Source organism: Rhizobacter sp. Root1221 (assembly GCF_001425785.1).
Taxonomy (GTDB): Bacteria; Pseudomonadota; Gammaproteobacteria; order Burkholderiales; family Burkholderiaceae_C; genus Rhizobacter.
Map to the genome: position 1 here is coordinate 26,924 of NZ_LMDI01000023.1, position 24,969 is coordinate 51,892.

The following is a 24,969-nucleotide window of genomic DNA, read 5'->3' on the forward strand; positions in this document are numbered from 1 at the left end:
CTCAAGGTCTGTATCTCGCCCACGAAAACATTGATTCGAAGGCCAGCCAAGGTCAATGTTGTCAGGGAATCACTGCTGCCGGGAAGAGGGGCCGCTGCGCGGCGAGTGGTTGCCATATGAAGTCCTGTTGCTTGGTTCGACATGGATGTACCGAGGACCCACCCGATGAGGTCCAGGCTCGAACCCGGTACAAAAGAAGAGTGGCATGCGGGCGAACGGCATCGAGGGAGACATGCGGCATCCACCTCGGACTGACGATCGCCCAAGCCGAGGTACGAGCTACCGGCTTTCCTGGCGGCTCTTGAGTCCAACAGCCACCGCCCGCCCGCCGGGCGGAACCGCCTCGATGCGAAGGCCGCTTGCGCCCTTTCGCCAAAGGGCGCCCTGCTGCGCGCGCAGGTTGATCGGCGCCAGGTCGCCTCGTGACACCCGCACCGCCCCGGTCATGCAAAGAATCAACAACGTGTCAGCGGCCGGCACGTCATCGCCCGTATCCACCCAAGTCACTGAAGTCCAATAGCGATCCCGGCTCAGCAGAATGCTGAGGTTCTCCGCGGGTCCGTCAATCAGTTCCGCGTGAATCTTTGCCTCTCCCTGGAACGAGAACGGACGCAGCGGGTCGTCGAAAGACACGTTCATGGCTTCATCGGCGAACCGCAGGCGAAGCCCGGCGCCGCGAAGCAGCACGATCGATCGGTCAATGCCGGGAAACGACGAGAACGGTGAGTCCTTGATCGTCTCGGCCCACGAGAACTTCCAGTCCATGGCATCGGGGGCGGCGCCTCGCGGTTCAATGGCAATCTCACGCATCAACCCTGCGCCATTCCTCCAGGGAATCTTGGGCGTTTCGTTCAGATCCAGAAGTTCAAAGTCCATGGTTCAAGTCACCTGTTGTGAAAGCCTGTTGTGTGCGGGCGAATCGGTCGCATCGTTCATGCGGCCAGCTCCGTACTGTCTGCGTGGAATGCTTCGGGCCTCATCGACATCGAGATCACCTTCGGAAATGCAGCGGCATCCCGATGCGCGATGACAACCACTTCGCCACCCAAGGTCTGCGCCAGCCGACGGGCCAGGCGCAACGCGGTGCTCGTTCGACCTGTACCTTTCGAACCTTCCTTGAGGGCGTGAATCAGCTTGTTGGCGTCGTCCGTGCCCTTGCAGTGCATTTCCAGGAGCAACTGCGGCTGGCCCATGGCGTCGGCGCCCACCTCGTGGCAGAAGACCGCACGAAGATTCGTGCCGGATGGTGCAGCGCCGACCGCCGCCCTCAACACCGAATAGACAAGCTGTGCCAGGAGCCCGCTGTCTGAAACCACCCGCCGTGGCAACGACGGCATGCAAACCACATCGAGCCGAACGCTCAGCACACGGGCGAGCTGTTCGGCGTGTTTGGCCGCTTGGCGGATCAGGCTAGCGATATCGATCGGTTCGCGTTTGACTTGCACCACGCCGCTTTGCAGCCTGTGCAACTCATGCAGATCGGTGATCCCGGAAACCACCTGCTGAGCCTGGCAGTGAATCAGGTCGAGGATCGAAGGCTGGATGATGGCAGGCTGGACGCACCTGACCCGATCCAGCAATCCCACCAGAGAAAGGGCCCCGTCATGAAGTTCGTCGCGAATGCTGGTGATGAAATGTTGATTGGCGCTGCGCGCCATCTGTTCTGCCCGGCGGGCCGCCTCCAACTCCCGCTCCGTGGCAGTGATGTCTCGAAACACGCTGACGGTCCCGCCAGCTGGCGTGCGACTCTCAGTCACCTGCACGATCAGGTCCTCGCTGACATGGTGTTCAAACTGTCCGCCCGGATGCGCCTGAACGGCCAGACGCTGCCGGACAAGCGCCTCCCGCTGCTCGTCAGTCTCCGACGCGCACAGGTGCCGCACTGAAAGCCGAATCAAGTGCTCGTGAGGGATCCCCGGCCGGATCACTGTCTTCAGCCAGGGATAGAAGCCAAGGTACCTGTCGTTCCACGCCACGACCCTGTCCCGTGCATCGCACAGGAGGATCCCTTCAGCCACCGAAGAGATGGCTTGGTCGAGCCACTGCTTTGCCGAACCGATTTCATGATTCGACAAGTGCATCCGCCGCAGGGTCCAGTGCACCAGCGCCGCACCGGCCAGCACGAGAAGCCCAAGGAAGGTGGCGCTGACGAAGACGTTTCGCCGATAGACGAGCCAACTTTCCAAGGCCTTTTCCTGCGGCACACTCACGGCCACCCGGAGGCCTGGGTGGACCAGCGCGCGAGACGCAACGATGGCTCGTTTTCCCTCCACCGGAGATCGAGCCTGGTCCGCCGCCCCGTCGGGCACCGCCTTGTCCGGTGCACGAGAGAACCAGGAGGACGTGGGGACGCCATGCTGGGGGGCCGCAACGATCAACTCGCCGTCGTGACGCTCGAGCATGAACGTGAAGCCCTCCTGAGGCGCACCGAGGCTTGCGACCACGTGCACCATGGGCACCACGGCGAGGCTGACAAGTTGGGCGTCAGGACCATGTCCCAGTTGTCGGGCGAAGTAGATCACGGGCTCGGAGGTGGCGAAGCTCTCCACGGATTGACTGATGCCGAGCGTCGGCGAGGAACCTTGCAGCAGAGAGGCGAACAGGCCGTCAGGGAGTCGCAGGCCCAACCGTTCGGTGACCGGCATGGCGGACGCCAGGACGTTGCCATCGGCATCAGCGATCACCAGATCCCGCACTGCGAGATGCGATCGCGCCAGTTCCTTGAGGGCGAGCCCAGGCCGGTCTCGCACGGGGTCGACGCTCGACAACAACACGTCGATGCCCAGAAGAAAGCGGTTCACCGAGGTTTCAGCGTTGTCGGCGGCAAAAGCCGCGCGGGCCTTCGCACTCTCCAATGCACTCAACCGTCGTTCTTCCACGAGCCGGCTGGCCAGCGAAACCAGCAGTCCGCTGAAGGCGACGGCAAGCGTCCAGACAATCGCATAGGTGAGACGCGCGCGGAACATTCGATGTCCTATTGGGAAGACACTGACATGCGAGTCGCCCAAAGCTTTTCGCATGGCTCGCCGCATCGCATGAACCACCGCGGAAGGACCGTGTGCCGGAAGACCTCGGCCCGAAGTCGCACGTCGTCTGCCGTAGGTTGAACGAGTTGCATCCGCCCAGGACTGCCGTTGGCGCAGGTGCGGGCACCGACATTGCAGTCAATGCCCTCCTGCGTTTCACGGTCGGCGTCGGCCCACACGTCAACCTCGAGTTGCCGGAGCTCGGTGCTGATGATTTTCTGAATGTCGGGAGGGAGCGCCTGCCAGGCGGCCTCGTTCGCGGCAAACAGTGACATTCCCCAGGAGATCGTCAGGGGAGACAGATGGCCCGTGACCTGATGAAGGCCGACCGTGTTGCCGGACATGGCCCCCGTGACGGCGCAGGAGGTGTTTCCCGAGTTCATGTGGGAAAGCATCTCTGAAAACGCCGTCCGGACAGGATAGGCACCGAGGGCCTCGAAGAGATCCGACTGCGAAGGGGTGGACGTTCGAATGCGCCGGCCTGCGAGGTCCTTCAATGACTTGAATCGGTCACGACAGAACAGCACTTGAGCGGGGTACGCATACACCGCGAGCAGCCTGAGTCCGTAGCGCTCGTTGAGGATTCTCTGCAGGTAGGGTCGCAGCGCGTCCGCGCTTCGGCGCAGCGTGGGCATGTCCGGACTGAGGCCGGCCAGGTCGATGGCGCCGAACTCAGGATCGGTGGACGATGAAACGCCCAACAACGCCGTGCCGAACGGCACAGCGCCTGCAGACATGAGCCGGAGCATGTCATTGCCCGGTACACCGGCCTTGTCGAATGGAACGATGTCTGCAATGACACGTCCACCCGTGAGCGACCTCACCCGCTCGGTCCAGAAGGGCACCTCGTGACGTTGGAACTGGTGGACGTTCGCCAGGCCGCCGACGATGTGCAAGCGCAGGGGTCCCGGCGCCGCCTTGGCCTCGTGGTCACGCACTTCTCCCGACCAACCGAGCGGAGAGTGCGTCGCGCCCAGCAACAGTATTGCGCTCAGGAACGCTGTGCCCATTCTTCTCATTCTTCTCCCTGCGGTAAGACGTTTGCAATCCCGATGGGCGCTGATCACATGACCATCGTGATGCAAGTACCCTGCACGCCAGATGCGACGCTGAAGCTTCCTCCGAGCCGCTGGATGCGCTCCCGCATGCCGATCAACCCGAGGCCAGCGGTGCTGCCCGGGTTGGCACGCTGCTGCCGTGCCGTATCGATGCCGACCCCGTCGTCACACACAACGATCCGGATCTGGTGCGGCGGCGGAGCGCCCGTGACACTGACGCTGGTCAGGTTCGCCCTGGCATGTTTGACGACATTCGCGAGCGCCTCCTGGACCACTCGATAGGCCGCAATCGACAGCGGCCTGGGCACCTCGTCAAATGAATCGTCACCGTGGCACTCGAAGCGGCAGCTGCCCTTTGCTTCGTTGAGCGTGCGTACCAGCTCGGCGATCGCGCACTTCAATCCCAGGGTGTCGAGCACCTCCGGGCGAAGCTCACGCACGATGGCTCGTGCGTTGTCGTAGAACTCCGAAGCGATCGCCACGATTTGAGTCGCGCAATGACGCACGTCCTCCGGGGGAGATGCGTCGGCCGAAGCCACGATGGTCTCGGCGTAGAGCTTGATCGAAACCACCGTGGCATTCAGGTTGTCATGAATCTCCAGGGATATTCGTTCACGCTCCTTTTCAACCAGTTCGTCCGCATACTCGAGCAGTCGCTGCTTGTCTCGCTCGCCTTTGACCACATCGCTGATGGCAAGGTGAACATCCCGAAGTTCTTCCTGAGCACGCGCGGTGCGTTGTGCGCGCATCGCTTCGCGATCGTCCATCACGTACCGGAGCAAGGCCTCGATTTCGGCGAGGTCGTCAGGCAACGGTGGGGCATTGTTACGGGCGCACAAATGCCCGCCGAGATCACGGGCAAGCAAGAGCGCGGCGCGCGCCTTTCGCTTCAGCGACGACGACATGAGCGTCGTGAGAATCAACGCGCCGAGAGCCGCCATGGCAACCGCACCGCTGAACCATGCGAAGGCCTCCCCCGGGTCCGTGGATGCGAGCACGACTCGAACGTAGCCATCGGGTTTCGCTTGTTCTGATGCGATTGAAGGCTGAATCGCCCCGATCGCTTCAGCGCCCAGGTCGTGCGTGGCATTCGCGTCGCCATAGGTCAGGATCGGCGCGCGATGTTGATCAAGGATCGCAATGAGTTTGACGTCCTCATCAGAATCGACAACTTTCTGCATGACCCCGCGGGCCACGGACAACTGGGACGCCCGCAAGTCGTTGCCCAGGGCGCCAGACACTGCCGCGGCAAGCGCTTCGGCACGGCGGTGAGCACTCTCGCGACTCAGGCGCTCAAGGCTCACGTGAGCCATCCACATCGACGCGCCGGCGACCAGGGCGACCGCGAGGAACACGACATGAGTCAACCGGCCGAACGCAGAGCGCCTGGACAAGCTTCGGCCTTCCTCCAACCTGGACATGACTTCAGTTGGCCTGATGGCGAGCGTGCGAGAACGGCACAGGGTTGATCAGCCCGTGCTCCACTGCGAGCAGTGTGATGTCAGCTTGCCGGTCTGCTTTCAGTTTCTCCAGCACTGATTGACGGACGTTGGAGACGGTCTTTGGCGAGAGGCTCATTTCCTCGGCGATCTCGTTGCTGGTGAGCCCTATCGCGATGTAGCGGAACACTTCCAGTTCACGGGGCTCGAGCAACGCTTGCGGTGAACGGTCGCCGGCAATGTTGACCATGGCCAACCGCTCAGCCACTTCGGGCACGAAATAGACACGGTTCGAATGCGCGTGTTCGATGGCTGTTGCCATCAGGTCCAGCGGCGCGCACTTGGGCACGAAGGCGTGAATCCCTGTCCGGTAGGCCTCTTGGATGATTTCGACGGTGTCGAACTGCGAATAGACCACGACGCCCCTTCGCGGGTCGTCGTGCAGAAGTTGCCTCGCCACATCGATTCCCGTGTTGACCGTTTCCCGGCCAAACCGGACGTCGAGAACGATCACGTCTGGCTTCAGTGCCTTGACTTGGTCGACCACTTCCTCGGGCGCAGTCGCCCGGCCAACCACCGAGATGTGGTGCGCTTGCAGCCCGAACGAAAGGGCGAGACCGATCGCGGGGTGATCGTCGGCAATGAAGACGGTGATCCTCTCAGCGGGTTTCCTCGCTGCGGTGGGCACACCTTGCAGTGGATCTTCAGGGTGCAGCAGAGCATCTCGCACGGCAGCAATACCTCTCATGTTGGTTACCGCCTGTGCGCATGCGCGACATCCACGACGTGGACGTCAAAGCTGCCAATCACTGGCGCCACTTGATGGTAGGTACTGGCATGTCTTGGTGCCATCCCTAGGAATGAAGGGCCGATGGCGGCAGGCGCGGCCATTGGCGCGCCGGGGGGCCGCTCACCCAAGCACCAGGTGCCGCCCGTTCACCGCCCGCGCCGCATCCGACGCCAGGAACGCGATGGCCCGGGCCGCATCGGCCAGTGACGTCCACGCCGACGGGTCGGCGCCGGGCATCGCCGCGCGGTTGGCCGGGGTGTCGAGCACGGTGGGGGCCACGCTGTTCACGGTGAAACCTTCGCCGTGCAACTCCGCCGCCATCGACTCCACCAGCCGCTGCAGCGCGGCCTTCGACGCCGCATAGGCGCCCTTGTGCGCCTCGCCTCGGGCCGCAGCGGCGGCCGACACGGCCACGATGCGCCCGCCACCCTCGCCCCGCATCAACGGCACCAGGTGTTTCGCCACGTTCACGAACGACCACGCGTTGAGGTCCATCATGCGGGTCCACGCCTCGCGCGACAACGCGTGCACCGGGTCCCCCATCTCGAACCCGCCGGCCACATGCACGAACACATCCACCTGGCCGAACCGCTTGGCCACGAGCCCCGCGGCGTGGGCCACTTCGGCGTCCGACGTGACATCGGCCGCGAGTGACAGCACGCCGTGGGGGGCCGGGGACACGCTGCGGTTGATCAACACGAGGTTGGTGCCGGGCCCCATCTCGGCCACGACAGCCTGCCCGAGGGCGCCCGCGGCGCCGGTGACGACAAGGATGCGGGGGGATGCATTCATGGCGGCGCTCCGGAAGTGATGGTCCATCGTACGGCGATGCGGCGACCCCGTCACCCGCACAACGGGTCCTGCCTTCCGCCTGCCCATGGCCGGCTGCATCCTGGCGGCCCCGGGCACGCCTGACGGCGCGAAGGCCGGGGAAGCTTGCCCTGTGACAAGCGGTGGCGTTCAGCCCCGGGTGAGCGGCGACAGCCACGTGCCGGCGTCGCCAGCCGGCGCATCACGGCGCCCGCGCGCCCATTCGCCCAGCGAGGCCATGTGCCCCACCAGCGCCTGGCCGGCCGGCAGCAGTTCGTAGGCCACGCGCACGCCGGCACGTTCAGCCTCGCAGCGCCGCACGATGCCGTGCCGCACGAACGTGGTGAACTGCCGGGTCAGCTCCTTCGACGACACGCCGCCCACGTGCCGCTGCAGTTCCTTGAAGCGCATGGCGCCGCCACCCAGGTACAGCCGTTCGAGCACCGGCACCGCCCAGCGGTTGGCGAGCAGTGCCACGGCCTGCATCACGGCCACCTCGCACGACTGGCCACCGCAATACGGCAGTTCGCTGCGCGCTGGCGTTTCGGTTACCTGGCGGTGACTGGCGGGCATGGATCGGGGCGTCGGCAGAGACTGCGGCCATCCTAACGCTCCCGGAGAAACCCGATGGCTGCCCCGTTCACTCTGCCCGCCGGAACCGCCGCCGACCGGCTCGATGCCCTGGACGCCCTGCTGCGCTTCGGCGCCGGCCAGGACCTGCGCGACCGCGCGCTGTTCGAATCGGCCTTCACCGCCGACGCGACCCTCGACTTCACCCAGCCGGCCGCGCGGTTCGGTGTCCATGTGGATGTGTTCGCGGGCCGCGACAGCGTCGTGTCCACCATCTTCGCGAACATCGCTCCGCTCGACACCACGCACACCGTCACCAACGGCCGCGTTCACGTCGAGGGCGACACCGCACGGCTCATGGCACTGGTGGAGGCCCAGCACGTGCAGCGCGCGGCCCCTTCACGCCGCCTGCTGCTGAAGAACTGGTACGACGTGGACCTGCGCCGCGAGGCCGGCACGTGGCGCATGGCCCGCGTGCGGATCGACAACGTGTGGTTCGAGGGGGAGGCTGCGGTGTTGTTCGGGTGACGGTGTCACGCCGCACTCGCGAAACGCACGATCGCGGCTGCCCATAACAGCAGGGACCCGAGCCACACCAGCGCGGACAACACCGTGAACGACGGCGGCCACCAGCGGTCGAGCCCCGCCGCGCGCGCCAGCACACGAACGGCTGCGCCACCGTTGAGCGCCGCCAGCGGCAGCAGGTTCAATGCGGCCAGCTTGGCCGCTACCGTCCCCACCACCACCGGGGCGGGCGCCTCGTGGGCCAGGCGGGCGGCCGATCGGAGCAGCGGCTGCGCGTCCTGCCATGGCGACAGGGCGCCGGCCAGCCACTGGCCGGGCGTGGTGATGAAGGCGGCCCACGCCAACGGGGCCCCTGCCAACACGGCGGCCACGGCGAGCAGTACCCAGCACCCACTCAGGCAGATGAGCAGCTGGACGGCGGGTGGCAAGGCGTCGAGGCCGGACCCGGGGCCCTTCGGCTCGACGAACGCGACCGAGCCGCCCAGCGGCAGCAGCCGCCAGCGGAACCGCCCACGGTGCAGCAGCGTGGGTCCCATGCCGAACGTGAACTCCCGCAGCGGCAGGCCGAAGCGACGGGCAACATGGGCCAGGGTCCCCAGTTGGACCGCCACGCACAGCGGGAGGGCAAGCAGCAGCAACAGCATCGGCGAAGGTCCGGCGCGCCCGACTGGTCGGGCAAGCCGGAATGCTACGCGATGCCGGGTGCTGCCAAGGCGCCTCGCCCGCGCCGGTCGTGCCAGACCGACGCGGCAAACACCGCCATGCCCCCCAGGGCCAGCAGTGCACCGACCCAGCCGGTGGACGTCCACCCGAGGCCCGAGGCAATGGCCACGCCGCCGAGCCACGCCCCCAGCGCGTTTGCCGTGTTGAACGCGGAATGGTTCAGCGCCGCTGCGAGCGTCTGGGCATCACCGGCCACGTCCATCAGCCGGATCTGCAACGCCGGGGCGATGGCCGCGATGGTGCCCACGAGGAACACGTTGAACGCGATGGCCACCATGTGCGGCGCGGTGAACACCACGGCCAGCAGCACCAGCGCGTTCCAGGCCAGCAGGCCGGCGATGGTGCGGGTGAGCGACTTGTCGGCGAGCCACGAGCCCACCAGGTTGCCGACGAACATGCCGAGGCCGAAGAGGCCCAGCACGATGGGCACCGCGCCCACCGGCAGGCCGGTCACTTCGGTGAGCAGCGGCTTGATGTAGCTGAACACCGCGAACATGCCGCCGAACCCGACGGCGCCAATGCCGAGGGTGAGCCACACCTGCGGGCGCGCGAGCGCGCCAAGTTCGCGCATGGGGCCGGCACCTTCGTCGGCCGGCATGTCGGGCACGTGCCGCAGCACCAGCGCACAGGCCACGGCCGCGATGGCACCCACGAGCACGAACGCCGCACGCCAGCCGAAGTGCTGGCCAAGCCAGGCCGCCAGCGGCACACCCACCAGCGTGGCACTCGTGAGGCCGCACATCACCAGCCCCACCGCACTCGCCCGCCGCGCGGGCGGTGCCAGCGATGCAGCCACCAGGGCGGCCACGCCAAAGTAGGTGCCGTGGGGCAGGCCCGCAACGAACCGCAGCAGGTTCAGCGACACGTACCCGGGTGCCATCGCACTGGCCAGGTTGCCCACCGCAAACAGTGCCATCAGCGCCATCAGCAAGGTGCGGCGCGGCCAGTGGGCCGAGAGCACGGCCAGCAACGGCGCCCCGATCACCACCCCCAGTGCGTAGGCGCTGATCACGTGGCCCGCGTCGGGAATGGAGACGGCCAGGTCGCGGGCCACCTCGGGCAGCAAGCCCATGATGACGAACTCGCCGGTGCCGATGGCAAAACCACCCACCCCGAGCGCCACGATGGCCGGCCAGAAGGCCCTTTCACGGCTGGCGGACAGAGGCAGGGTGGCGGTGCTGGCGGGGGATGGGGACTGCATGCGGGAGCGGCATTGAAGGCGGGGACGGCAGGTTTGCATTATGTTGCGGCGCACCAAAAGACGGGCACAAGGGGTTTCTGAAAGGCGGCCGGAACGTGACCCAGGTCACCCCGGGCGCCCGCTAGACTCCGCGCGCGCGTCCCCCCACCCGAACCCGATGACCCGATCCCGGAAGAAACGAACCTCCCGCGCCCGTGCGCCCGCTCCGCCGGCCGCGGCCCACTGGCGCCTGCTCGGTCCCCTGGTGCGCCAGCAGAAGGTGCTGGTCCGCCGGTGGGCACTCGGTGCCATCGCCCTCACGTGGCTCGCCTGGGCGGCCACGGGGTTGCTCACGGGCCAGATGTCCGTGCTCCTGTCGCCCGCCGGGCCTCACCACGACAGCGGCCTCGCCGCCGTGCTCCTGGCGGTAGCCGTGTTCATCGGCGCGGGTGGTGTGGTGCTGGCAGCGGCCGAACCGTGTGCGGCCTCTGGCGACGGTGAACCGCCGTGCCTGCGGGTGCGCCGCGCGGTGTGGGCCACGGCCGCCGCCTGTTTCGTGGCGGCATACGCGGCCGACCTGGGAGAAGGTGTCCTCTGGTTCACCGACCCGGTCTTCCCCGGGATCCTCACCGGCCGCGAGCTGGCCGACACCCTCGCGTTCGACCCGGTGTTGTCCGCGGCCCGGCAGGCCTCTGCCGGTCACGGCTACGACGTGCTGTGGGCGCTGGGCTGGATCGTCGGGCTCACCTTCGTGCTCGCCGTGGTCCGGGCGCTGAAGGTGCACCGGGTCGCGACGGTGGTGACGCTGCTCCTCCAGTGGGTTCCGGTGCACGCGCTGTGGTCCGTGCATGTCGCGGCGGCCATCGCCACCGGCCCGTGGACGAACCCTGACCGCAGCGACCTGGCATTGCGCGTCGATGCGTCGTGGTCGTACACGCTGCTGACCGCCCTTGCCGGGGCATGGCTGCTGGGGATCGTCGGGTGCCTGTGGATGCTGTTGTGGGCGCTGGGGCCGGCGGCGGATGATCGGTCTTCGCGTTCGACGCAGCGCACAGGGCGCTGAGTTTCAAGAGGCGAGACCCTCGTGACTTGATCCGAACTGAACGCACGTCCACGCGGAATTGATGACAGGCCCTTTTGCTGGCGCCACACCGTACCCCGCGGGTTGAGCCCGGTGTCGCGTTCAACTCCCCTGAGTTCGGGGGTCGATTCCGTACCGTCCACGACCCGTCCAATGCGATGATTTCGTCGGATCTGGGCCTGAGCGGCCGAGAGTCTGGAGGTACGTGATGCAGGCAACGCGAATCGAACTCTTGCAGGGCATGCCGATCTTCGGCGCCATCCGCGAGGACGTCCTGCAGTCCCTCCTCGACCAGGCGAACGTCGTGGCGGTTCCCGCTGGTGCCTACTTCTTCCGGGAAGGCGACGACGCGCAGGGCATGTTCGTGCTCGAGGCCGGCTGCGCGGCCGTGTTGAAGGACTGGGAAGGCCGCAAGTACAAGCTGCACGAATTCCACCGCGGCGACTGTTTCGGCGAGATGGCGCTGATGGACCTGATGCCGCGCAGCGCCTCGGTCAAGGCACTGGAAGATTGCAGCGCGATCGAGCTGCGCCCAGCTCACCTGATGCGATTGTTCGAGCGCGACGTCGAGCAGTTCGTGCTCATCCAGATGAACATGGGGCGGGAGGTGTGCCGCCGGCTGCGCGCCACCGACGAGCGCCTCTTCGCCGTCGAGATGAACGCGGAGCCGCAGACGACGATCATGCAAGTGGTCAGGAAACCGCCCAACTGAGGTCCACGGTGCCGCGCACCCACGTCGAGCGCGCGCCATCTGGTTCAGCGCAGCTTTGTGGGCTACGCTTTGACCCCGCCCATTCACAGGAGACCTGGCATGAACTACGTCGATGGATTCGTGGTCCCCGTCCCGACGGCCAACCGGGAAATCTACCTGCGCCACGCGCAGGCCGCAGCGGCTGTCTTCAAGGAGCACGGCGCGCTGGAGGTGGTCGAGTGCTGGGGAGATGACGTGCCGGAGGGCAAGCTCACGTCGTTCCCGATGGCTGTGCAGCGCAAGGACGATGAAACCGTGGTGTTCTCGTGGATCACCTGGCCCTCCCGCGCGGTGCGCGACGAAGGGATGAAGAAGTCGATGGCCGACCCGCGGCTGCAGGCCGAGTCGATGCCGTTCGACGGCAAGCGGCTCATCTACGGCGGATTCGAGGTGATCGTCAGCGCATAGCTGATCCCCCGCGCCATCCAGCAGGAGAAAGACCATGCTTCAGGATTCCCCCATGTACGCGTACATCCCGGCAAAGGACATGGCCCGGGCCCGGCAGTTCTACGAGGGCAAGCTCGGCTTCAAACCCAAGGAAGAGGTTGCCGATGGCGTGGTCTACGCGTTCGGCCGGGGCACCGCTTGTTTCCTGTACCCGACACCGAATGCGGGGACTTCGCAGGCCAGCCAGGCGTTCTGGTCGGTCGACGACGTCGATCGCGAAATTGCAGCACTCAAGGCACGGGGCGTGGTATTCGAGGACTACGCCATGCCGGGAGAGAGGAGCGCTGCTGGCGCCATCACCGCAGGCGGTGCCAAGGCGGCATGGTTCAAGGACAGCGAGGGAAACATCATGGCGTTGATTCAGACGCTCTAGGGGATGGTCGCCCGTTTGGCTGCGAAGGGCTCGTTGACCGCCCTGCGGGCGCCCGGATGTCATTCCCCGAAAACCACGACAACACCCAGACTTCGTCCGGGCTGCAACGGGACGTACCCCTGCGTGGAATAGGTCCCGTAGAGCTTGCGATCGAAGAGGTTCTGGACCGACACGCCGAACGTCCACGGGCCAGTCTTGCGCGTCCAGGACACGTCCGTGCGCGCGCCCCCGGGTAGCCGCAGAGACGGCGTCTCTCCCAGCCCCGGCGGGACGGACCACATCGATGAAAAGGCGCGCAACGCAAGGCCCACGCTCGACGCCCGCACCAGGGTTTCGGGCAGGCGATAGCGCGCGAGCAGATTGAGGGACCGTGCCGGGATGCCGGTTGCCGCGATGGTGGACACTTGTGTGGTCTGGAGGTCGGCGAGCGTGGACCGTGCACGAACGGCGGTGAGCCCCAGGCTCATCTCCAAGGCCGGGGCCACGCGCCCCTTCATCTCGATCTCGAGACCGCGCACCTCGAGCCCCGGATACATGAAGCTTCCGGACAACGCTTCGGAATGGGCCAGCTGGTTCAACTGCTGCAGGCGGAAGGCCTCCACGGTCAGCGCCAGGCTGTCATCGAGCAGGTCGAACTTCACGCCGGCCTGGACCTGGCGCATCCGCGGCGCGCGCACCACGCTGCCGTCGATGAGCAACACCGGATTTGCCGACCCGTAGTCCCAGTCCACGATGGATTGCCAACCGCCATAGACCGCCGCGAACGAGGCCACCTGGTAGGCCAGGCCCACATCCCAATTGAAAGCCCTCGGCCACTTGTACGACTCCTCGCCGTCGCGCCCGCCATAGTTCTCGAAGAACACGTCCCGCTCCGACAGGCGACTCTGCTGCACGGCCAACCGGGCACTCGCGTTCCCCCAGGAAAGCTGATCCTGGAGCAGCAGGCCACGTCGCAAGACGCTATTCGTGATCGACGGCTTCAGCGCGAAGCGGTCGCCTACGGCGGACGTATCGGACAACACCGTCTGCCCAGGCTGGAACGTTGCCGCATCGAGAGGCCACCACGCGAGTCCGTAGTCCCAGACCGATCGCGAGCGCTCCACGTCGGCCGCCACCATCAACTGGTGGTTCACAGGCCCCGTGACCACGTCGCCGATCACGCCAGCCTGCACACTGGAGAACCGGCTCGCCGAGCGCTCCAGCCCCAGGACCACATGCGGGAACGGCCCCTCGCGGTGCACGTGGCGGCGCACGTCACGGCGCACGGTTTCCCGTCGCATCTTCAGGGTGGTGCGCCACTTGGGCGAGAAGCGCCATGCCGCGTCAAGCTCGATGTCTCCGGCATTCGACAGCATTCGGTCCTCGCTCGATATTGCCGAGGCCTCGCCACCAATCCCCACGGCATTGCCCGAATCGGGGGACACGAGGATCCGGCTTGCCCTGGACGGCACGTCGCGGCGTCGGTCGCCCTGCATGGTCAGCGTGACCTGGACATCGCGCCCGCGATGGGTCAGCACGCCGAGCAAGCCACGGCTGTTCTGCCCGTCATAGCCACCGTCGGTGTGTCCAGATCGGCTGCCATACCCGACCAGGCGCCAGTACGTCTCGGGGGCGAGGGTTGCGCCGAGATCGAAACTCGAGCGCAACGTGCCGTCGTCGCGAGAGGACAGGCCCATCGTCACGGTGTTCCGATGGTTGGGTTCTGCCCGCTTGCGGATCAGATTGATCGTGCCTCCCGGTCCTCCGAGCGCCGCGGTGGTGCTGATCACGCCGTTCGGGCCCTTGAGAACTTCGATGCGCTCCAGGGTTTCGCTGCCGAACGGCAGTTCATCTCGCTCGGTGCGCATGCCGGACACCAGGAGCAGGACAGGAAAGCCCCGGATTTCCAACGACGGCATCATGCCGAGCGAAACATCGTAGATCTGCGCCGTCACANTCGGTGCGCATGCCGGACACCAGGAGCAGGACAGGAAAGCCCCGGATTTCCAACGACGGCATCATGCCGAGCGAAACATCGTAGATCTGCGCCGTCACACCGGGAACGTGAAGCAGTGCGTCGGTGCTCGTCTGCGCACCCTGCAGATCCATGGCATCTCGTGTCACGACCGACACCGCTTGTGGCACCCGCGACAACACCGTGTCCGTGCGCGTGGCCGTCGAGGCGCTCGGCGCCAGGAGCCCGATGTCGGCCGGTGCGTCGGCCGAAGCGCTCACCTGCACGGTCGACAGGGTGCCGACATCGGGCGTTGCTGGTTCCGGAGAACGACCCAGGGCTGACGGCGGCGCAGCCACGACCGTCACCGCGCCGTCCGGTTTGACATCGACCCACAAGCCGGTGCCGAGCAACGCCCGCGCGAGCGCCTCCTCGAGCACGAAGCGCCCCCGGATCGGCCCGATCGAATGCGTGCCGACAAGCTCCGGCCGGAACGACACGATCACCCCACTGCACCGCCCGATCTCGATCAGCGCGGTACTGAGGGCCCCTGCGGGGATGTCGAAATCCCGTTCCTGCAAGGGAACTGCCGCTTGCGGCACACGCAGACACAGCGAGGCCATTGCCGCCACGGCGATTCTTGCAGTGGCCATTCGAAGTGCTTGCGTTCGGACTCGCATGTCCTTGTTGTTCGTCGATGAGGGAGGGCGCCGCGCGTTCTATTGCGAACGTCTTGGCGGCAAGTGTCCAACATGACGACCCGACCCGAACAGACAAGAAACCGCGACAAATGCCGCACACCGAAACAAAAAGCGGACTGTCTCGATCAAGACGGGAGCTCGGAAACGCGCCCGACGCCACGATCACGATGACCCGAAGTACCGCAGCGTTGCCCCCAAGCCGGGATCGCTGGGGACGATCCGCTCCGCTCGAAACAAATGGGAACCATGAATCAATCTTTGATCAAGCTGAACTGGTGGCGATGAACACGACCGCAACGCTCAACCGCTATTTCGCCGACTGGCGCTACCTGCTGCAGACGATCGGCAATGAGCGTGTGATTCTGCAGATCGAGCCCGACCTGTGGGGCTTCGTGCGCGGCAAGAACAAGGATCCGCGTGCCGTGCCGGCTCAGGTAAAGGCCGCCAATCCAACAGACTGCGCCTACTACGAGAACAGTGCCGCGGGCCTGAGCCGCTGCATGATCGCAATGGCACGTAAGTACGCGCCGAACGCGGCCGTCGGTTTGCACGCCTCGTCGTGGAACTACACGGAGAAGGGCAACGCAGAGGAGATCGGCAACTTCATGATGGCCTTGGGCGCTGGCGACGGCGACTTCGTGACCACCGACCCATCGGACCGCGATGCAGGCTGGTACAAGAAGGAAAGGAACATGGACACCTTCTGGACCGACCAAAGCTTCGCGGCCTACCTGGCCTGGAGCAAGAAGCTGTCCGAGGTCGTCGGCAAGTCCACCGTGATGTGGCAGATCCCGCTCGGCAACTGGCAGCAGAACAACACGACCAACCACTGGCAGGACAACAAGGTGGACTACCTCTTCAACAACATGGAGAAGGTGGCTGACGCGCATATTGCCGCGCTGCTGTTCGGCGCCGGCGATACGCCTCAGACGTCGCCGGAATCCGATGGCGGCCGCTTTTTCGGCTGGACGCAAACCTACGACAGGAACGGTGGTGTAAAGCTGCGCTGACACGCCTTCGTTCCACTTGGCGGCCGGCATTTGCCGGCCGCCTTCATGTCTGCCGGTCGCACGCGCCCGCGCTCGCTGAACTGAAGCGCAAGCTCGCCGCCGTCGACCTCACCTGACCTTGACCACCACCTTCCCTTTCGCCCGCCCAGCCTCGACGTAAGCCAACGCCTCGTTGGTGGCCTCGAACGGAAACACCTTGTCCACCACGGCGCGGATGGCCCCCGCCTCGATCAGCCGCGTGATCTCCCGCAGCTGTTCGCCGTGCGCCTTCATGAACAGGAACTGGTAGTCGATGTTCCGCGCCGCGGCCTTGCGCCGGACACCCGAGCTCAGCAGCCGCATCACCAGCTTCACGAAGCCGGGTGTGCCGATTTCCTTCCCGAACGCGGGGTCCGGCGGACCGGAGATGGAAATGAGCTTGCCGCCCGCCTTGAGCACCCGGAGCGACTTGTCGAGGGTCTTGGCGTCCTGGCTGTTGAGCACCAGGTCGTAGTTCTTCAACACCTGCTCGAAGTCCTGCGACTTGTAGTCGACCACGACGTCCGCGCCCAGGCCCTTGACGAGGCCGGTGTTGGCCGCGCTCGCCGTGGTGGCCACGGTGGCACCCAGGTGCTTGGCGAGTTGGATGGCGAAGGTGCCCACCCCGCCGGAGCCGGCCTGGATGAAGACCTTCTGCCCTTTCTGCAGCCGGCCCCGCTCGACCAGCGCCTGCCACGCGGTCAGGCCCACCAGGGGAATGGACGCAGCCTGTTCCATCGTGAGCCCCTCGGGCTTGAGGGCCAAGGAGGCCTCCTTGACCGCGATGAGTTCGGCGAGCGTGCCGATGCGGAAGTCATCGGCACGCGCATACACCTCATCGCCCGGCTTGAACAGCCGCACGCGCGGACCCGTCTTGACCACCACGCCCGCCACGTCGTGGCCGAGCACCAACGGCATGCGATACGGCAGGATGAGCTTGAACTCGCCGTTCCGGATCTTGGCGTCCAGCAGGTTCAGGCCTGCGGCATGGACTTGCACGAGCACCTCGTCGTCACGCAGCACCGGGTCCGGTACGTCCGCCGACCGCAGGGCGCGCTGCTTGCCGTAGCGCTCGAGAACAAATGCTTTCATGGGTCTTCCTTGTCAACGGGATGGATGGTTCAGGCTTCGAGCCGCAGGTCCTTGCGGACCCCGGCGTCCAGCACGCGGGCCGGCGCAAAACGCCGGAGCAGGCGCATGCGGCCTGCGAGGCCGGGCGCGTAGTGGGTCTTCGGGTGGGCCGCCGTGGCCGCCTTCAACACGATGTCGGCCACCACGTCGGGGCCGTCGGCACCGACCAGCACTTCCTTGACGCGCCGGCGCACACCGTCACGGACCTGGCGGTACGTCTCCAGGGGCGCGTCGGGCTCCAGCTGGTTTGCATCGAAGGGGGTGTTGATGTACGCGGGCTCGACCACCGAAACCCGGATGCCGTGCGTTCGGAGTTCGTGGTCCAGCGATTCCGAGTAGCCCGCAACCGCGTGTTTGGTGGCGGAGTAGAGCGCCATGTACGGCATGGGCAGGAAGCCCAGCACGGAGCCGATGTTGATGATGCGGCCGTGGCCGTGGTGGCGCATGGACGGCACGATGGCGCGTGTCATGCGCACGAGGCCGAAGAAGTTGGTCTCGAAGATCGCCTGGGTCTGCGCCAGCGAACTCTCTTCCGCGCCGGCCGGCGCAAGGCCGAAGCCGGCGTTGTTGACGAGCAGGTCGATGCGGCCATGCCACCGCATGAGCGACTCGACGGCGGCATCGACCGACGCGTCACGCGTCACATCGAGGGGCAGCATCTCGAATGGTTGGCCGGCCGTGGGCGTGCCCCGCCGGCTCGTACCGTAGACCTTGTAGCCCGCGCCAGCGAGGCGCTCGGCAATGGCTTGCCCGATGCCCGATGAGGCGCCGGTGACGAGGGCGATTTTGGCGGTGGTGGTCATGGTGTTTCTCCGTGGGGCGCGTGGGAAGTGTGGGCCGTTTGGGCAACTTTCACATGATGATCATCATGTTGAAGTGCGAAAAAGAAGGAGGCGGCCATCCAGGCTGCCTCAGTTGGCGGTGCGCGTCAGGTGACGGAGCGCGGCCTCTCGCAAGCCGTCCGACAAGCCGGGTTCGTCCACGGCGCGGGACAGCAGCAACGCGCCCACCATGGTGGAGAGGGTGACGAGCGCCTGCTCGTGGGCCACCGGCTGCCCCCAGTCGGGCGACTGGCGAGCCAGCAGGTCGATCATTTCCTTGAGATGGCGGGTGGTCACCCGCCGGACTTCGGGTGCCTGGCGCGACGTTTCGGAGCCAAGCGCCGCGAGTGGGCAACCCGCCTCGACGTTCTCGCCGTGTTCCTTGGAAAGGTAGGCGCCGAGCATGGCGGCCAAGGCCTGCCCGGCCGGCATGCGGGCCACCACGTCGGCCGCCGCGGTGGCGGACTCGGCGCAGGCCCGCGCGGCCGCTTCGGCCAGCATGGCCTCACGCGACGCGAAGTGTGCGTAGAACGCGCCGTGGGTGAGGCCCGCCTCTTTCATGATGTCGGCCACACCCGTGCCCCCGTAGCCGCTGCGGCGGATGGCGCGCGCGGCCACCGACACGATGCGTTCGTGCGATGCTTCCTTTGCGGCGGCCCTGGCGTTCAATTTCGAATTACGCATGACGTACATCATACGACATTTCACGAATGCGTGGGCCGGGTCGATCTGCCGCCCCGCGGCCGCACTGCCTACAATGCTTCGCATCCCGACACGGAGGCACCGCCAGATGGGCCCGTTCAAACACCTGCTGACCAGTGCCGTTGCCGCGGCCTTCCTGCTCGGTTGCGCTGCAGCCCCGCCGGTGGCTGACCCGGCCGCCCCCGTCATCACCGGCGTGGCCACCTACAAGGCGCGGCTGATGCTGCCGCCCGGGGCGGTGTTCGAGGCCACGCTGGAAGACGTGTCGCGCGTAGGCGCCCCGTCGGAGGTGATCGGCCGCACGCGCATCGAATCACCGAAAGCACCGCCCTTCCCGTTCCAGATCGGGTACGACCCCGCGAAGGTGTTGGCAGACCACCGCTACGTGGTGCGCGCCACGATCTCCGTCGACGGCGGGCTGCGGTTCACCACCGACACGGCCTACCCGGTGCTCGGGACCGACGGCAAGAAACACGTCGAGCTGCTGCTCAAGGGCGACGGCGGCTCGCACCGGCCCATCCCCAGCCTATGATCGGCCGGCTGCTCGCGCGGTTCCGCCGCCCGGCCGCCCCGTCCGCCAACGCGGTGGCAGGCGGCCCGTCAGTGCGTTGGATGGGATTGGACGACCCGGCGAACCCGTTTGTCGTCGAAGGGTACGACTGCCTCGCCTTCGTGCGGTCGATGGTGTCCACCACGCTAGACCCGGCCATCGCCGAGTCATTCCACCTGCAACGCCATGCGGATGGGGCCAACCTGGCCGGGCAATTGCCGGGCGACGCGGTCGCGGCCGATTGCACGCTCGCCTACCGGTCCGATGGCGCCCCACCCGACGGTCCGCTGTTCAAGGCCGAGGCCATGGAAGACAAGTGGGACATCTACCTCCACGGCGACCGCATCTACTTCTGCCGCAGCTGGACCGGCACCGTCGTGCACGTGGCCGAGTTCACCGTGGCGGGTGACACGCTCGCCATCCACCGCACCTGGTCCGTGGGCGGCGCCGACCCCGGCCATGCGACACGGGAGATCGACTACCTCGTCAAGAGCCACGTGCTCGGCCGCCGCGTGCCCCACCCGCTGCCGGACACGCTGGCCGCCCAGCCCCACCTCGTGGGCCTCCATTCGTTCAGCCTGTACGGCCGGCAATGCTGCTTCGGAACCTTCGCCGACACGCTGCACGACGTGGTGCTGAAAGCGCGCTGAGGCCCCCTACGGCCGCAGGGGGCCAACCTCCACCTTGAAACGCTTCACCCAGGTCGTCCCGGTTCCCCCCATCACCTCGTTCCCGAACTCCACGCTCGCCACGTGTTCGTCCGTTCGGATGTGCTTGTTGGCCACCATGTAAGCGAGCAGCTCGTGCACCGGGATGCGGCCGCTGCGCTGGCGCGTGGGGCTCTTGAAGGAGTAGATGGTCCAGCCGGTGCCGTCGCCCTTGTCGCCGATGTTGTCGAGCTTCCAGAGTTCGTAGGTGACACCGCCCACCACCGGGTGACCCACCACCTGGCCGGCTGGCCTGGCGCCCTCGCGGTAATCCATCCAGAACATGATCTCGCCCGAGATGCGGCTGGGGTCGGCCTTCTCGCTCCACTGGCCATCGCGCATGAGCCACACCTCGGGGGCCAGGTTGTAGGACCCGGTGGCCTCGGTTTCCACGGCGTAGTCGATGGTGAGTTCGGTGATGCGGTCCACCCGCAGCGGGAAGCGCACATCGCTGGGCTTCCCGCCCGACCACGGCTTCCACCCGTACATGATCTGCGGGTACGCGAAGACGGTGTAGTCGAGGCCGGGCCAGTGCCACTTCCAACCCACCTCCGTGCGGCCGTCCACCTCGCGGGTCAGCAGGCACTGCTCGGGCGTGAAGCCGCGAACCTTGTCGAGGCCCCACATGTTGTTCTCGTACTTGTACGGGCCGATCACCACGGCGTCCCCGTTCTTGCAGTGGGCGCGGGCGTCCGCGGGCAATGACGGCGAAGGCACGACGGGCGCGGATTGGCAAGCGGACAGGGCCAGCAGCAAGGCGGCAGCAAACGGCAGGTGGTTCATGGCATGGACAGGAGGAGGACCCCGCAGGATACGGATGAAACCGGTTTCAAGACCCCGCAGTTCCCCCAATCCCTCACCGGTGGCGCCACCGCGCGGCCCATCGGCCGAGGAGGGCGAACACGAGATCGGCCACGATGGCCAGCAGGCCCACGAGCAGCGCGCCCTGGATCACGTAGGCGGTGTTGAACCCGCTCAGGCCCACGATGATGGGTGAACCGAGGCTCTTCGCCCCCACGGTGGACGCCACGGAGGCCGTGCCGATGTTGATGACAACGGACGTGCGGATGCCCGACACGATCACCGGCAGTGCCAAGGGCAGCTCCACCTGGCGCAGGCGCTGGCCGGCATCCATGCCCAGCCCCTCGGCCGCCTCGCGGGCGGCCGCCGGCACGGCCTCGAGGCCGGCGATGGTCTGGCGCACGATGGGCAGCAGCCCGTACACGGTCAGCGCCACCAGCGCGGGGGTCTCGCCGAACCCCGTGAGCGGCGCCGCCACGGCGAGCACCGCCACCGGCGGCCAGGTCTGCCCCATCGCCACGACGGACTCCACGAGCGGCCTGAACTCCCGCCCCGCCGGCCGGGTCACCGCCACCCCGGCGGCCACGCCCACGACCACGGCGATCCCGCTGGACACCCCCACGAGCACGACGTGGGCGAACACGAGCGCGGGGAACGTGTCCTGCTCGTACAGGGGCCGGTCAAGGCCCGGGAACAGCGCGGCGAACACGGGCTTGAGCCACGGCATGCCGACAGACAGCGCGACGAGGGCCAACGCGGTCCAGGGCAGCGGATCGCGCCAGCGGGTCATGGCGGCGCGCGCAGCACGTCGCCCACGTGCAGCGCGCCGATGCAACGGCCCTGCGCATCCACCACCGGCAGGCGGTCCGTGTGGCGGGTGGCAAACACCGACAGCGCGTCGCGCAGGGTGAGGTGGGCGGGCAGCGGCTCGCCATCGGCCGCGTCGCCCGGGCGCAGGCGCATGGCCACCGTCTGCAGGCCGAGCAGGCGCAGGCCCCGTTCGGCGCGGCCCAGGAAGTCGATGACGAAGTCGTTGGCCGGGTTCACCAGCAGGTCGGTGGGGATGCCCACCTGCACGATGCGGCCCCGGTCCAGCAGCACGAGGCGGTTGCCGAGGGCCAGGGCTTCATCGATGTCGTGGGTCACCAGCACGATGGTCTTGCCGGACACCCGGTGGATGCGCGCCAGCTCCTGCTGCAAGGCGCCGCGGGTGAGCGGGTCGAGCGCACCGAACGGCTCGTCCATCAGCAGCACCTCGGGGTCGGCGGCGAGCGCCCGGGCCACGCCCACCCGCTGCTGCTGCCCGCCCGACAGCTCGTGCGGGTAGCGGTGTCCGAAGGTGGCAGGGTCGAGGCCCAGCAGCACCAGCAGTTCGTCCACCCGCGCTCGGATGCGCTCGCGAGGCCAGCCGAGCAGCCCCGGCACGGTGGCGATGTTGCGCGCCACCGTCCAGTGCGGGAACAGCCCGGTGGACTGGATGGCGTAGCCCATGCGGCGGCGCAGGTCCTCGGGGCGGAAGCGGCGGATCTCCTCGCCCTGGAACAGCACGCGGCCCGCGTCGTGTTCGACGAGGCGGTTGATCACCTTCAGCGCGGTGGACTTGCCCGACCCCGACGCACCGATCAACACGGTGAAATCGCCACGCGCGATGGTGAGCGACAGGTCGCTCACGGCCGGCGTGCCCCCGTACGACTTGCCCACGTGCTGGAACTCGATCACCGGTGCCCCCTGGCCACGAGGCGGGCGGCCACCCCGAACACCGCATCGGCCGCAGCGGCCATCACCACGACGGGCAACACCCCGAGCAGCACCAGGTCGAGCGCGCTGCCCAGCAGCCCCTGGAACACGATGGCGCCCAGGCCGCCGGCGCCAATCAGCGCGGCCACCACCGCGAGGCCGATGGCCTGCACCGTGGTCAGCCGCAGGCCGGACAGCAGCAATGGCAACGCCAGCGGCGCCTCCACACGCCAGAACACCTGGCTGCGCGTGAACCCCATGCCCACCGCGGCCTGCACTGCGGCCGGCGGCACCTCGTGCAGGCCGGCCAGGGTGGCGCGCACGATGGGCAGCAGCGAATAGAGCGTGAGCGCGATCACGGCCGGCGCCAGCCCCACCCCGCCGATGCCGAGCCAAGGGGCCGCCCCGGCCAATGCGGCCAGCGGCGCCATCAGCAATGCGAACAGCGCGATGGACGGCACCGTCTGGACCACGTTGAGCACCGCCAGCAGCGGTGCCGCCAGGGCGGGCCGACGGAAGGCTGCGACACCGAGCGGCACACCCGCCAGCAGCGTGGGCACGAGCGTGGCCGCGACGATCTCGGCGTGGCGCCACAACGCATCGACGAACACGTCCCGGTGGTTCGCGTATTCCTTGAACAACGACAGCGCATCGAGCGCACCGCTGGCGCCAAGCGCCACCACCGGAGCCCACACGGCGGCCAGCACCGCGGTGCGGCCCATCGCCCCGAGCCCGAGGCGCTGCACCGCGTCGGCCGCGGCCAGCCCCGCCAGCGCCACGAGCACCCAGAAACCACCGCCGAACGACGTGCGCCCGAAGCCGCTCGCCGTGCCGGCCACCTGGCGGGCGTGGTCACCGGCCACCCAGACGAGGCCGGTGAGCCACAACGAGGCGGCCCCCGCCACCACGGCGTGTTGGCGCCAGCCCGCCGGGAGCCACGCGCCGGCCAGCAACACCGCGGCCGGCACGAGCACCACCAGCCGCGTGCCATGCAACACCTCATGCAGCGGGATGCCGGTGCCCGACACCAGGCGGTTGGGGGCCTGCGTCAGGAACGCCAGGCCGAAGGCTGCTGCCAGGCCGGCCAGGGCCAGCAGCGACAGCACCCGGTTGCGAGGCCCCCGGCGACCGGTCACCGGATGAAACCCTTGGCGCGCAGGTAGGTGGCCGCGACCTGCCTGGCGTCCTGTCCCTCGAGCGCGATCCTGGCGTTGAGCTGCTGCAGCGTCTTGCTGTCGAGCGACTGGAATACCGGGGCCAGCACGGCCTGGATCTTCGGCTGTTTCGCCAACACGTCGGCCCGCACCACCGGCGCGGGCGCGTACACGGGCTGGGCCGACCGCGGATCGTCGAGCAGCACCAGCCCGAGGGCTGCCACCGGTCCGTCGGTGCCGTACGCCATGGCCGCGTTGACCCCCGACGTGCCCTGGGCAGCGGCCTTGAGGGTGACGGTGGTGTCGCCCCCGGCGAGGGTCAGGACCTGGTCCTGCGACAGCTTGAAACCGTAGGTGCGCTGGAAGGCGGGCAGCGCGTCGGGCCGTTCGACGAACTCGGCCGACGCCGCGAGCTTGAGCTTGCCGCCGGCGGCCACCCACTTCCCGAAATCGTCGAGCGACTTCAGCCGGTTCGCCGCCGCCACATCCTGGCGAATGGCGATGGCCCACGTGTTGTTCGCGGGCGCGGGGTCGAGCCACACCAGCCGGTGCCGCTCGAGGTCCAGGGCCTTCACGTGCGCGTACCCGGCCTTCGCGTCTTTCCAGACCGGGTTCGTTTCATCAGCAAAAAAGAAGGCGCCATTGCCGGTGTACTCCGGGTAGATGTCCACCTCTCCCGCCACGAGGGCCCCTCGGAGGATCTTCGTGACCCCGAGCTGCAACCTGTTCCGGGTCTTGATGCCATTGGCCTCCAGCACCTGCAGGATCAGCTGGCCGAGCAGCGATCCTTCGGTGTCGATCTTGGACGCCACCCGAACCGGGGCGGCGGCCTGCGCGAACGCCCCGGTGGTGCAGGACACGAGGGCGGCGGCGAGCAGCTGGCGCCGCGAGGGCAATGAAGTCATGCAGGGCTCCTGGGGGCAGTCACGGG

25 protein-coding genes and 1 pseudogene are annotated in these 24,969 nt (G+C 67.3%); 8 read left to right on the forward strand and 18 right to left on the reverse strand.

Features of this window, described 5'->3' with window-relative positions:
• Positions 1–279 precede the first annotated feature (279 nt).
• The 7 genes from ASC87_RS16565 to ASC87_RS16595 all read right to left on the reverse strand — a co-directional run bounded on the left by ASC87_RS16565 (position 280) and on the right by ASC87_RS16595 (position 7,696).
• Positions 280–876 (reverse strand): HutD family protein, encoded by a 597-nt coding sequence (locus tag ASC87_RS16565; protein ID WP_056664252.1) that lies wholly within the window; start codon positions 874–876, stop codon positions 280–282.
• A gap of 56 nt (positions 877–932) precedes the next feature.
• On the reverse strand, positions 933–2,966 hold the full coding sequence (locus ASC87_RS16570; RefSeq protein WP_056664255.1) for a PAS-domain containing protein: 2,034 nt from the start codon (positions 2,964–2,966) through the stop codon (positions 933–935).
• 8 nt (positions 2,967–2,974) lie between these two features.
• Positions 2,975–4,036, reverse strand: a complete 1,062-nt coding sequence (locus tag ASC87_RS16575; protein WP_082568678.1) for a TRAP transporter substrate-binding protein — start codon at positions 4,034–4,036, stop codon at positions 2,975–2,977.
• Between the two features lie 53 nt (positions 4,037–4,089).
• Entirely contained in the window at positions 4,090–5,439 is a 1,350-nt protein-coding gene (locus ASC87_RS16580; protein WP_162255174.1) for an ATP-binding protein, read from the reverse strand.
• Positions 5,440–5,509: 70 nt separating this feature from the next.
• Positions 5,510–6,271, reverse strand: coding sequence for a response regulator transcription factor (locus tag ASC87_RS16585; protein ID WP_082568679.1), 762 nt, complete (start codon positions 6,269–6,271; stop codon positions 5,510–5,512).
• 162 nt (positions 6,272–6,433) lie between these two features.
• A complete protein-coding gene (locus ASC87_RS16590; protein ID WP_056664262.1) occupies positions 6,434–7,105 on the reverse strand; it encodes an SDR family oxidoreductase in 672 nt (223 codons plus the stop codon).
• A gap of 168 nt (positions 7,106–7,273) precedes the next feature.
• On the reverse strand, positions 7,274–7,696 hold the full coding sequence (locus tag ASC87_RS16595; protein ID WP_056664265.1) for a helix-turn-helix domain-containing protein: 423 nt from the start codon (positions 7,694–7,696) through the stop codon (positions 7,274–7,276).
• A gap of 54 nt (positions 7,697–7,750) precedes the next feature.
• On the opposite strand from ASC87_RS16595, the gene ASC87_RS16600 reads away from it, so the two are divergent.
• A complete protein-coding gene (locus tag ASC87_RS16600) occupies positions 7,751–8,221 on the forward strand; it encodes a nuclear transport factor 2 family protein (protein ID WP_056664267.1) in 471 nt (156 codons plus the stop codon).
• A 5-nt stretch (positions 8,222–8,226) separates the two neighbouring features.
• Here ASC87_RS16600 and ASC87_RS16605 read toward each other — a convergent pair whose 3' ends face one another.
• Entirely contained in the window at positions 8,227–8,862 is a 636-nt protein-coding gene (locus tag ASC87_RS16605; RefSeq protein WP_056664269.1) for a site-2 protease family protein, read from the reverse strand.
• 44 nt (positions 8,863–8,906) lie between these two features.
• A complete protein-coding gene (locus ASC87_RS16610) occupies positions 8,907–10,142 on the reverse strand; it encodes an MFS transporter (protein ID WP_056664273.1) in 1,236 nt (411 codons plus the stop codon).
• Positions 10,143–10,299: 157 nt separating this feature from the next.
• Between ASC87_RS16610 and ASC87_RS16615 the strand changes: the two genes are divergently transcribed.
• The 4 genes from ASC87_RS16615 to ASC87_RS16630 all read left to right on the forward strand — a co-directional run bounded on the left by ASC87_RS16615 (position 10,300) and on the right by ASC87_RS16630 (position 12,773).
• Positions 10,300–11,184, forward strand: coding sequence for a hypothetical protein (locus tag ASC87_RS16615; protein ID WP_056664275.1), 885 nt, complete (start codon positions 10,300–10,302; stop codon positions 11,182–11,184).
• Positions 11,185–11,410: 226 nt separating this feature from the next.
• Complete coding sequence (locus ASC87_RS16620; protein ID WP_056664279.1) at positions 11,411–11,914, forward strand: Crp/Fnr family transcriptional regulator; 504 nt, start codon at positions 11,411–11,413, stop codon at positions 11,912–11,914.
• Positions 11,915–12,013: 99 nt separating this feature from the next.
• Entirely contained in the window at positions 12,014–12,361 is a 348-nt protein-coding gene (locus tag ASC87_RS16625; protein ID WP_056664281.1) for a DUF1428 domain-containing protein, read from the forward strand.
• Positions 12,362–12,413: 52 nt separating this feature from the next.
• Positions 12,414–12,773, forward strand: a complete 360-nt coding sequence (locus ASC87_RS16630; protein ID WP_056664283.1) for a VOC family protein — start codon at positions 12,414–12,416, stop codon at positions 12,771–12,773.
• 1,936 nt (positions 12,774–14,709) lie between these two features.
• Here the strand turns inward: ASC87_RS16630 and ASC87_RS33810 are convergent.
• Positions 14,710–15,386: pseudogene (locus ASC87_RS33810) on the reverse strand (TonB-dependent receptor plug domain-containing protein); the annotation flags it as partial.
• 110 nt (positions 15,387–15,496) lie between these two features.
• Here ASC87_RS33810 and ASC87_RS16645 point away from each other — a divergent pair.
• Positions 15,497–16,417 (forward strand): hypothetical protein, encoded by a 921-nt coding sequence (locus ASC87_RS16645; protein WP_200954379.1) that lies wholly within the window; start codon positions 15,497–15,499, stop codon positions 16,415–16,417.
• A gap of 108 nt (positions 16,418–16,525) precedes the next feature.
• Here the strand turns inward: ASC87_RS16645 and ASC87_RS16650 are convergent, their stop codons facing one another.
• From ASC87_RS16650 to ASC87_RS16660, 3 genes are all read right to left on the reverse strand, one after another.
• Positions 16,526–17,527, reverse strand: a complete 1,002-nt coding sequence (locus tag ASC87_RS16650) for an NADP-dependent oxidoreductase (RefSeq protein WP_056664294.1) — start codon at positions 17,525–17,527, stop codon at positions 16,526–16,528.
• 29 nt (positions 17,528–17,556) lie between these two features.
• The gene (locus ASC87_RS16655; protein ID WP_056664297.1) at positions 17,557–18,369 is read right to left on the reverse strand and encodes an oxidoreductase; all 813 of its coding nucleotides are present in this window, start codon (positions 18,367–18,369) and stop codon (positions 17,557–17,559) included.
• 108 nt (positions 18,370–18,477) lie between these two features.
• Entirely contained in the window at positions 18,478–19,083 is a 606-nt protein-coding gene (locus ASC87_RS16660) for a TetR/AcrR family transcriptional regulator (RefSeq protein WP_056664300.1), read from the reverse strand.
• A gap of 94 nt (positions 19,084–19,177) precedes the next feature.
• Between ASC87_RS16660 and ASC87_RS16665 the strand changes: the two genes are divergently transcribed.
• Both ASC87_RS16665 and ASC87_RS16670 read left to right on the forward strand, forming a co-directional pair.
• The gene (locus ASC87_RS16665; RefSeq protein WP_056664303.1) at positions 19,178–19,621 is read left to right on the forward strand and encodes a YbaY family lipoprotein; all 444 of its coding nucleotides are present in this window, start codon (positions 19,178–19,180) and stop codon (positions 19,619–19,621) included.
• Complete coding sequence (locus tag ASC87_RS16670; protein WP_056664306.1) at positions 19,618–20,289, forward strand: hypothetical protein; 672 nt, start codon at positions 19,618–19,620, stop codon at positions 20,287–20,289. The genes ASC87_RS16665 and ASC87_RS16670 overlap by 4 nt, the downstream gene beginning before the upstream one ends.
• A gap of 6 nt (positions 20,290–20,295) precedes the next feature.
• On the opposite strand, the gene ASC87_RS16675 is transcribed toward ASC87_RS16670, so the two are convergent.
• The 5 genes from ASC87_RS16675 to ASC87_RS16695 form a co-directional block, all read right to left on the reverse strand.
• The gene (locus tag ASC87_RS16675; protein WP_056664309.1) at positions 20,296–21,129 is read right to left on the reverse strand and encodes a hypothetical protein; all 834 of its coding nucleotides are present in this window, start codon (positions 21,127–21,129) and stop codon (positions 20,296–20,298) included.
• Between the two features lie 73 nt (positions 21,130–21,202).
• Positions 21,203–21,937 (reverse strand): ABC transporter permease, encoded by a 735-nt coding sequence (locus tag ASC87_RS16680; RefSeq protein ID WP_056664311.1) that lies wholly within the window; start codon positions 21,935–21,937, stop codon positions 21,203–21,205.
• The gene (locus ASC87_RS16685) at positions 21,934–22,866 is read right to left on the reverse strand and encodes an ABC transporter ATP-binding protein (protein ID WP_056664314.1); all 933 of its coding nucleotides are present in this window, start codon (positions 22,864–22,866) and stop codon (positions 21,934–21,936) included. Before ASC87_RS16685 ends, ASC87_RS16680 begins: the two co-directional genes overlap by 4 nt.
• Positions 22,863–24,020, reverse strand: a complete 1,158-nt coding sequence (locus ASC87_RS16690; protein ID WP_056664316.1) for an ABC transporter permease — start codon at positions 24,018–24,020, stop codon at positions 22,863–22,865. The genes ASC87_RS16685 and ASC87_RS16690 overlap by 4 nt, the downstream gene beginning before the upstream one ends.
• Positions 24,017–24,943, reverse strand: coding sequence for an ABC transporter substrate-binding protein (locus tag ASC87_RS16695; protein ID WP_056664319.1), 927 nt, complete (start codon positions 24,941–24,943; stop codon positions 24,017–24,019). The genes ASC87_RS16690 and ASC87_RS16695 overlap by 4 nt, the downstream gene beginning before the upstream one ends.
• Positions 24,944–24,969: the final 26 nt, after the last annotated feature.

What these genes read in the sequence shown, in the direction of transcription:
- ASC87_RS16660 (WP_056664300.1), bottom strand. Translation starts at nt 19,083, where the DNA reads ATGATGTACGTCATGCGTAATTCGAAATTGAACGCCAGGGCCGCCGCA.
- ASC87_RS16585 (WP_082568679.1), bottom strand. Translation starts at nt 6,271, where the DNA reads ATGAGAGGTATTGCTGCCGTGCGAGATGCTCTGCTGCACCCTGAAGAT.
- ASC87_RS16645 (WP_200954379.1), top strand. Translation starts at nt 15,497, where the DNA reads ATGCCGCACACCGAAACAAAAAGCGGACTGTCTCGATCAAGACGGGAG.
- ASC87_RS16595 (WP_056664265.1), bottom strand. Translation starts at nt 7,696, where the DNA reads ATGCCCGCCAGTCACCGCCAGGTAACCGAAACGCCAGCGCGCAGCGAA.
- ASC87_RS16675 (WP_056664309.1), bottom strand. Translation starts at nt 21,129, where the DNA reads ATGAACCACCTGCCGTTTGCTGCCGCCTTGCTGCTGGCCCTGTCCGCT.
- ASC87_RS16625 (WP_056664281.1), top strand. Translation starts at nt 12,014, where the DNA reads ATGAACTACGTCGATGGATTCGTGGTCCCCGTCCCGACGGCCAACCGG.
- ASC87_RS16610 (WP_056664273.1), bottom strand. Translation starts at nt 10,142, where the DNA reads ATGCAGTCCCCATCCCCCGCCAGCACCGCCACCCTGCCTCTGTCCGCC.
- ASC87_RS16695 (WP_056664319.1), bottom strand. Translation starts at nt 24,943, where the DNA reads ATGACTTCATTGCCCTCGCGGCGCCAGCTGCTCGCCGCCGCCCTCGTG.
- ASC87_RS16570 (WP_056664255.1), bottom strand. Translation starts at nt 2,966, where the DNA reads ATGTTCCGCGCGCGTCTCACCTATGCGATTGTCTGGACGCTTGCCGTC.
- ASC87_RS16620 (WP_056664279.1), top strand. Translation starts at nt 11,411, where the DNA reads ATGCAGGCAACGCGAATCGAACTCTTGCAGGGCATGCCGATCTTCGGC.
- ASC87_RS16665 (WP_056664303.1), top strand. Translation starts at nt 19,178, where the DNA reads ATGGGCCCGTTCAAACACCTGCTGACCAGTGCCGTTGCCGCGGCCTTC.
- ASC87_RS16650 (WP_056664294.1), bottom strand. Translation starts at nt 17,527, where the DNA reads ATGAAAGCATTTGTTCTCGAGCGCTACGGCAAGCAGCGCGCCCTGCGG.
- ASC87_RS16670 (WP_056664306.1), top strand. Translation starts at nt 19,618, where the DNA reads ATGATCGGCCGGCTGCTCGCGCGGTTCCGCCGCCCGGCCGCCCCGTCC.
- ASC87_RS16655 (WP_056664297.1), bottom strand. Translation starts at nt 18,369, where the DNA reads ATGACCACCACCGCCAAAATCGCCCTCGTCACCGGCGCCTCATCGGGC.
- ASC87_RS16590 (WP_056664262.1), bottom strand. Translation starts at nt 7,105, where the DNA reads ATGAATGCATCCCCCCGCATCCTTGTCGTCACCGGCGCCGCGGGCGCC.
- ASC87_RS16565 (WP_056664252.1), bottom strand. Translation starts at nt 876, where the DNA reads ATGGACTTTGAACTTCTGGATCTGAACGAAACGCCCAAGATTCCCTGG.
- ASC87_RS16630 (WP_056664283.1), top strand. Translation starts at nt 12,414, where the DNA reads ATGTACGCGTACATCCCGGCAAAGGACATGGCCCGGGCCCGGCAGTTC.
- ASC87_RS16575 (WP_082568678.1), bottom strand. Translation starts at nt 4,036, where the DNA reads ATGGGCACAGCGTTCCTGAGCGCAATACTGTTGCTGGGCGCGACGCAC.
- ASC87_RS16605 (WP_056664269.1), bottom strand. Translation starts at nt 8,862, where the DNA reads ATGCTGTTGCTGCTGCTTGCCCTCCCGCTGTGCGTGGCGGTCCAACTG.
- ASC87_RS16615 (WP_056664275.1), top strand. Translation starts at nt 10,300, where the DNA reads ATGACCCGATCCCGGAAGAAACGAACCTCCCGCGCCCGTGCGCCCGCT.
- ASC87_RS16600 (WP_056664267.1), top strand. Translation starts at nt 7,751, where the DNA reads ATGGCTGCCCCGTTCACTCTGCCCGCCGGAACCGCCGCCGACCGGCTC.
- ASC87_RS16680 (WP_056664311.1), bottom strand. Translation starts at nt 21,937, where the DNA reads ATGACCCGCTGGCGCGATCCGCTGCCCTGGACCGCGTTGGCCCTCGTC.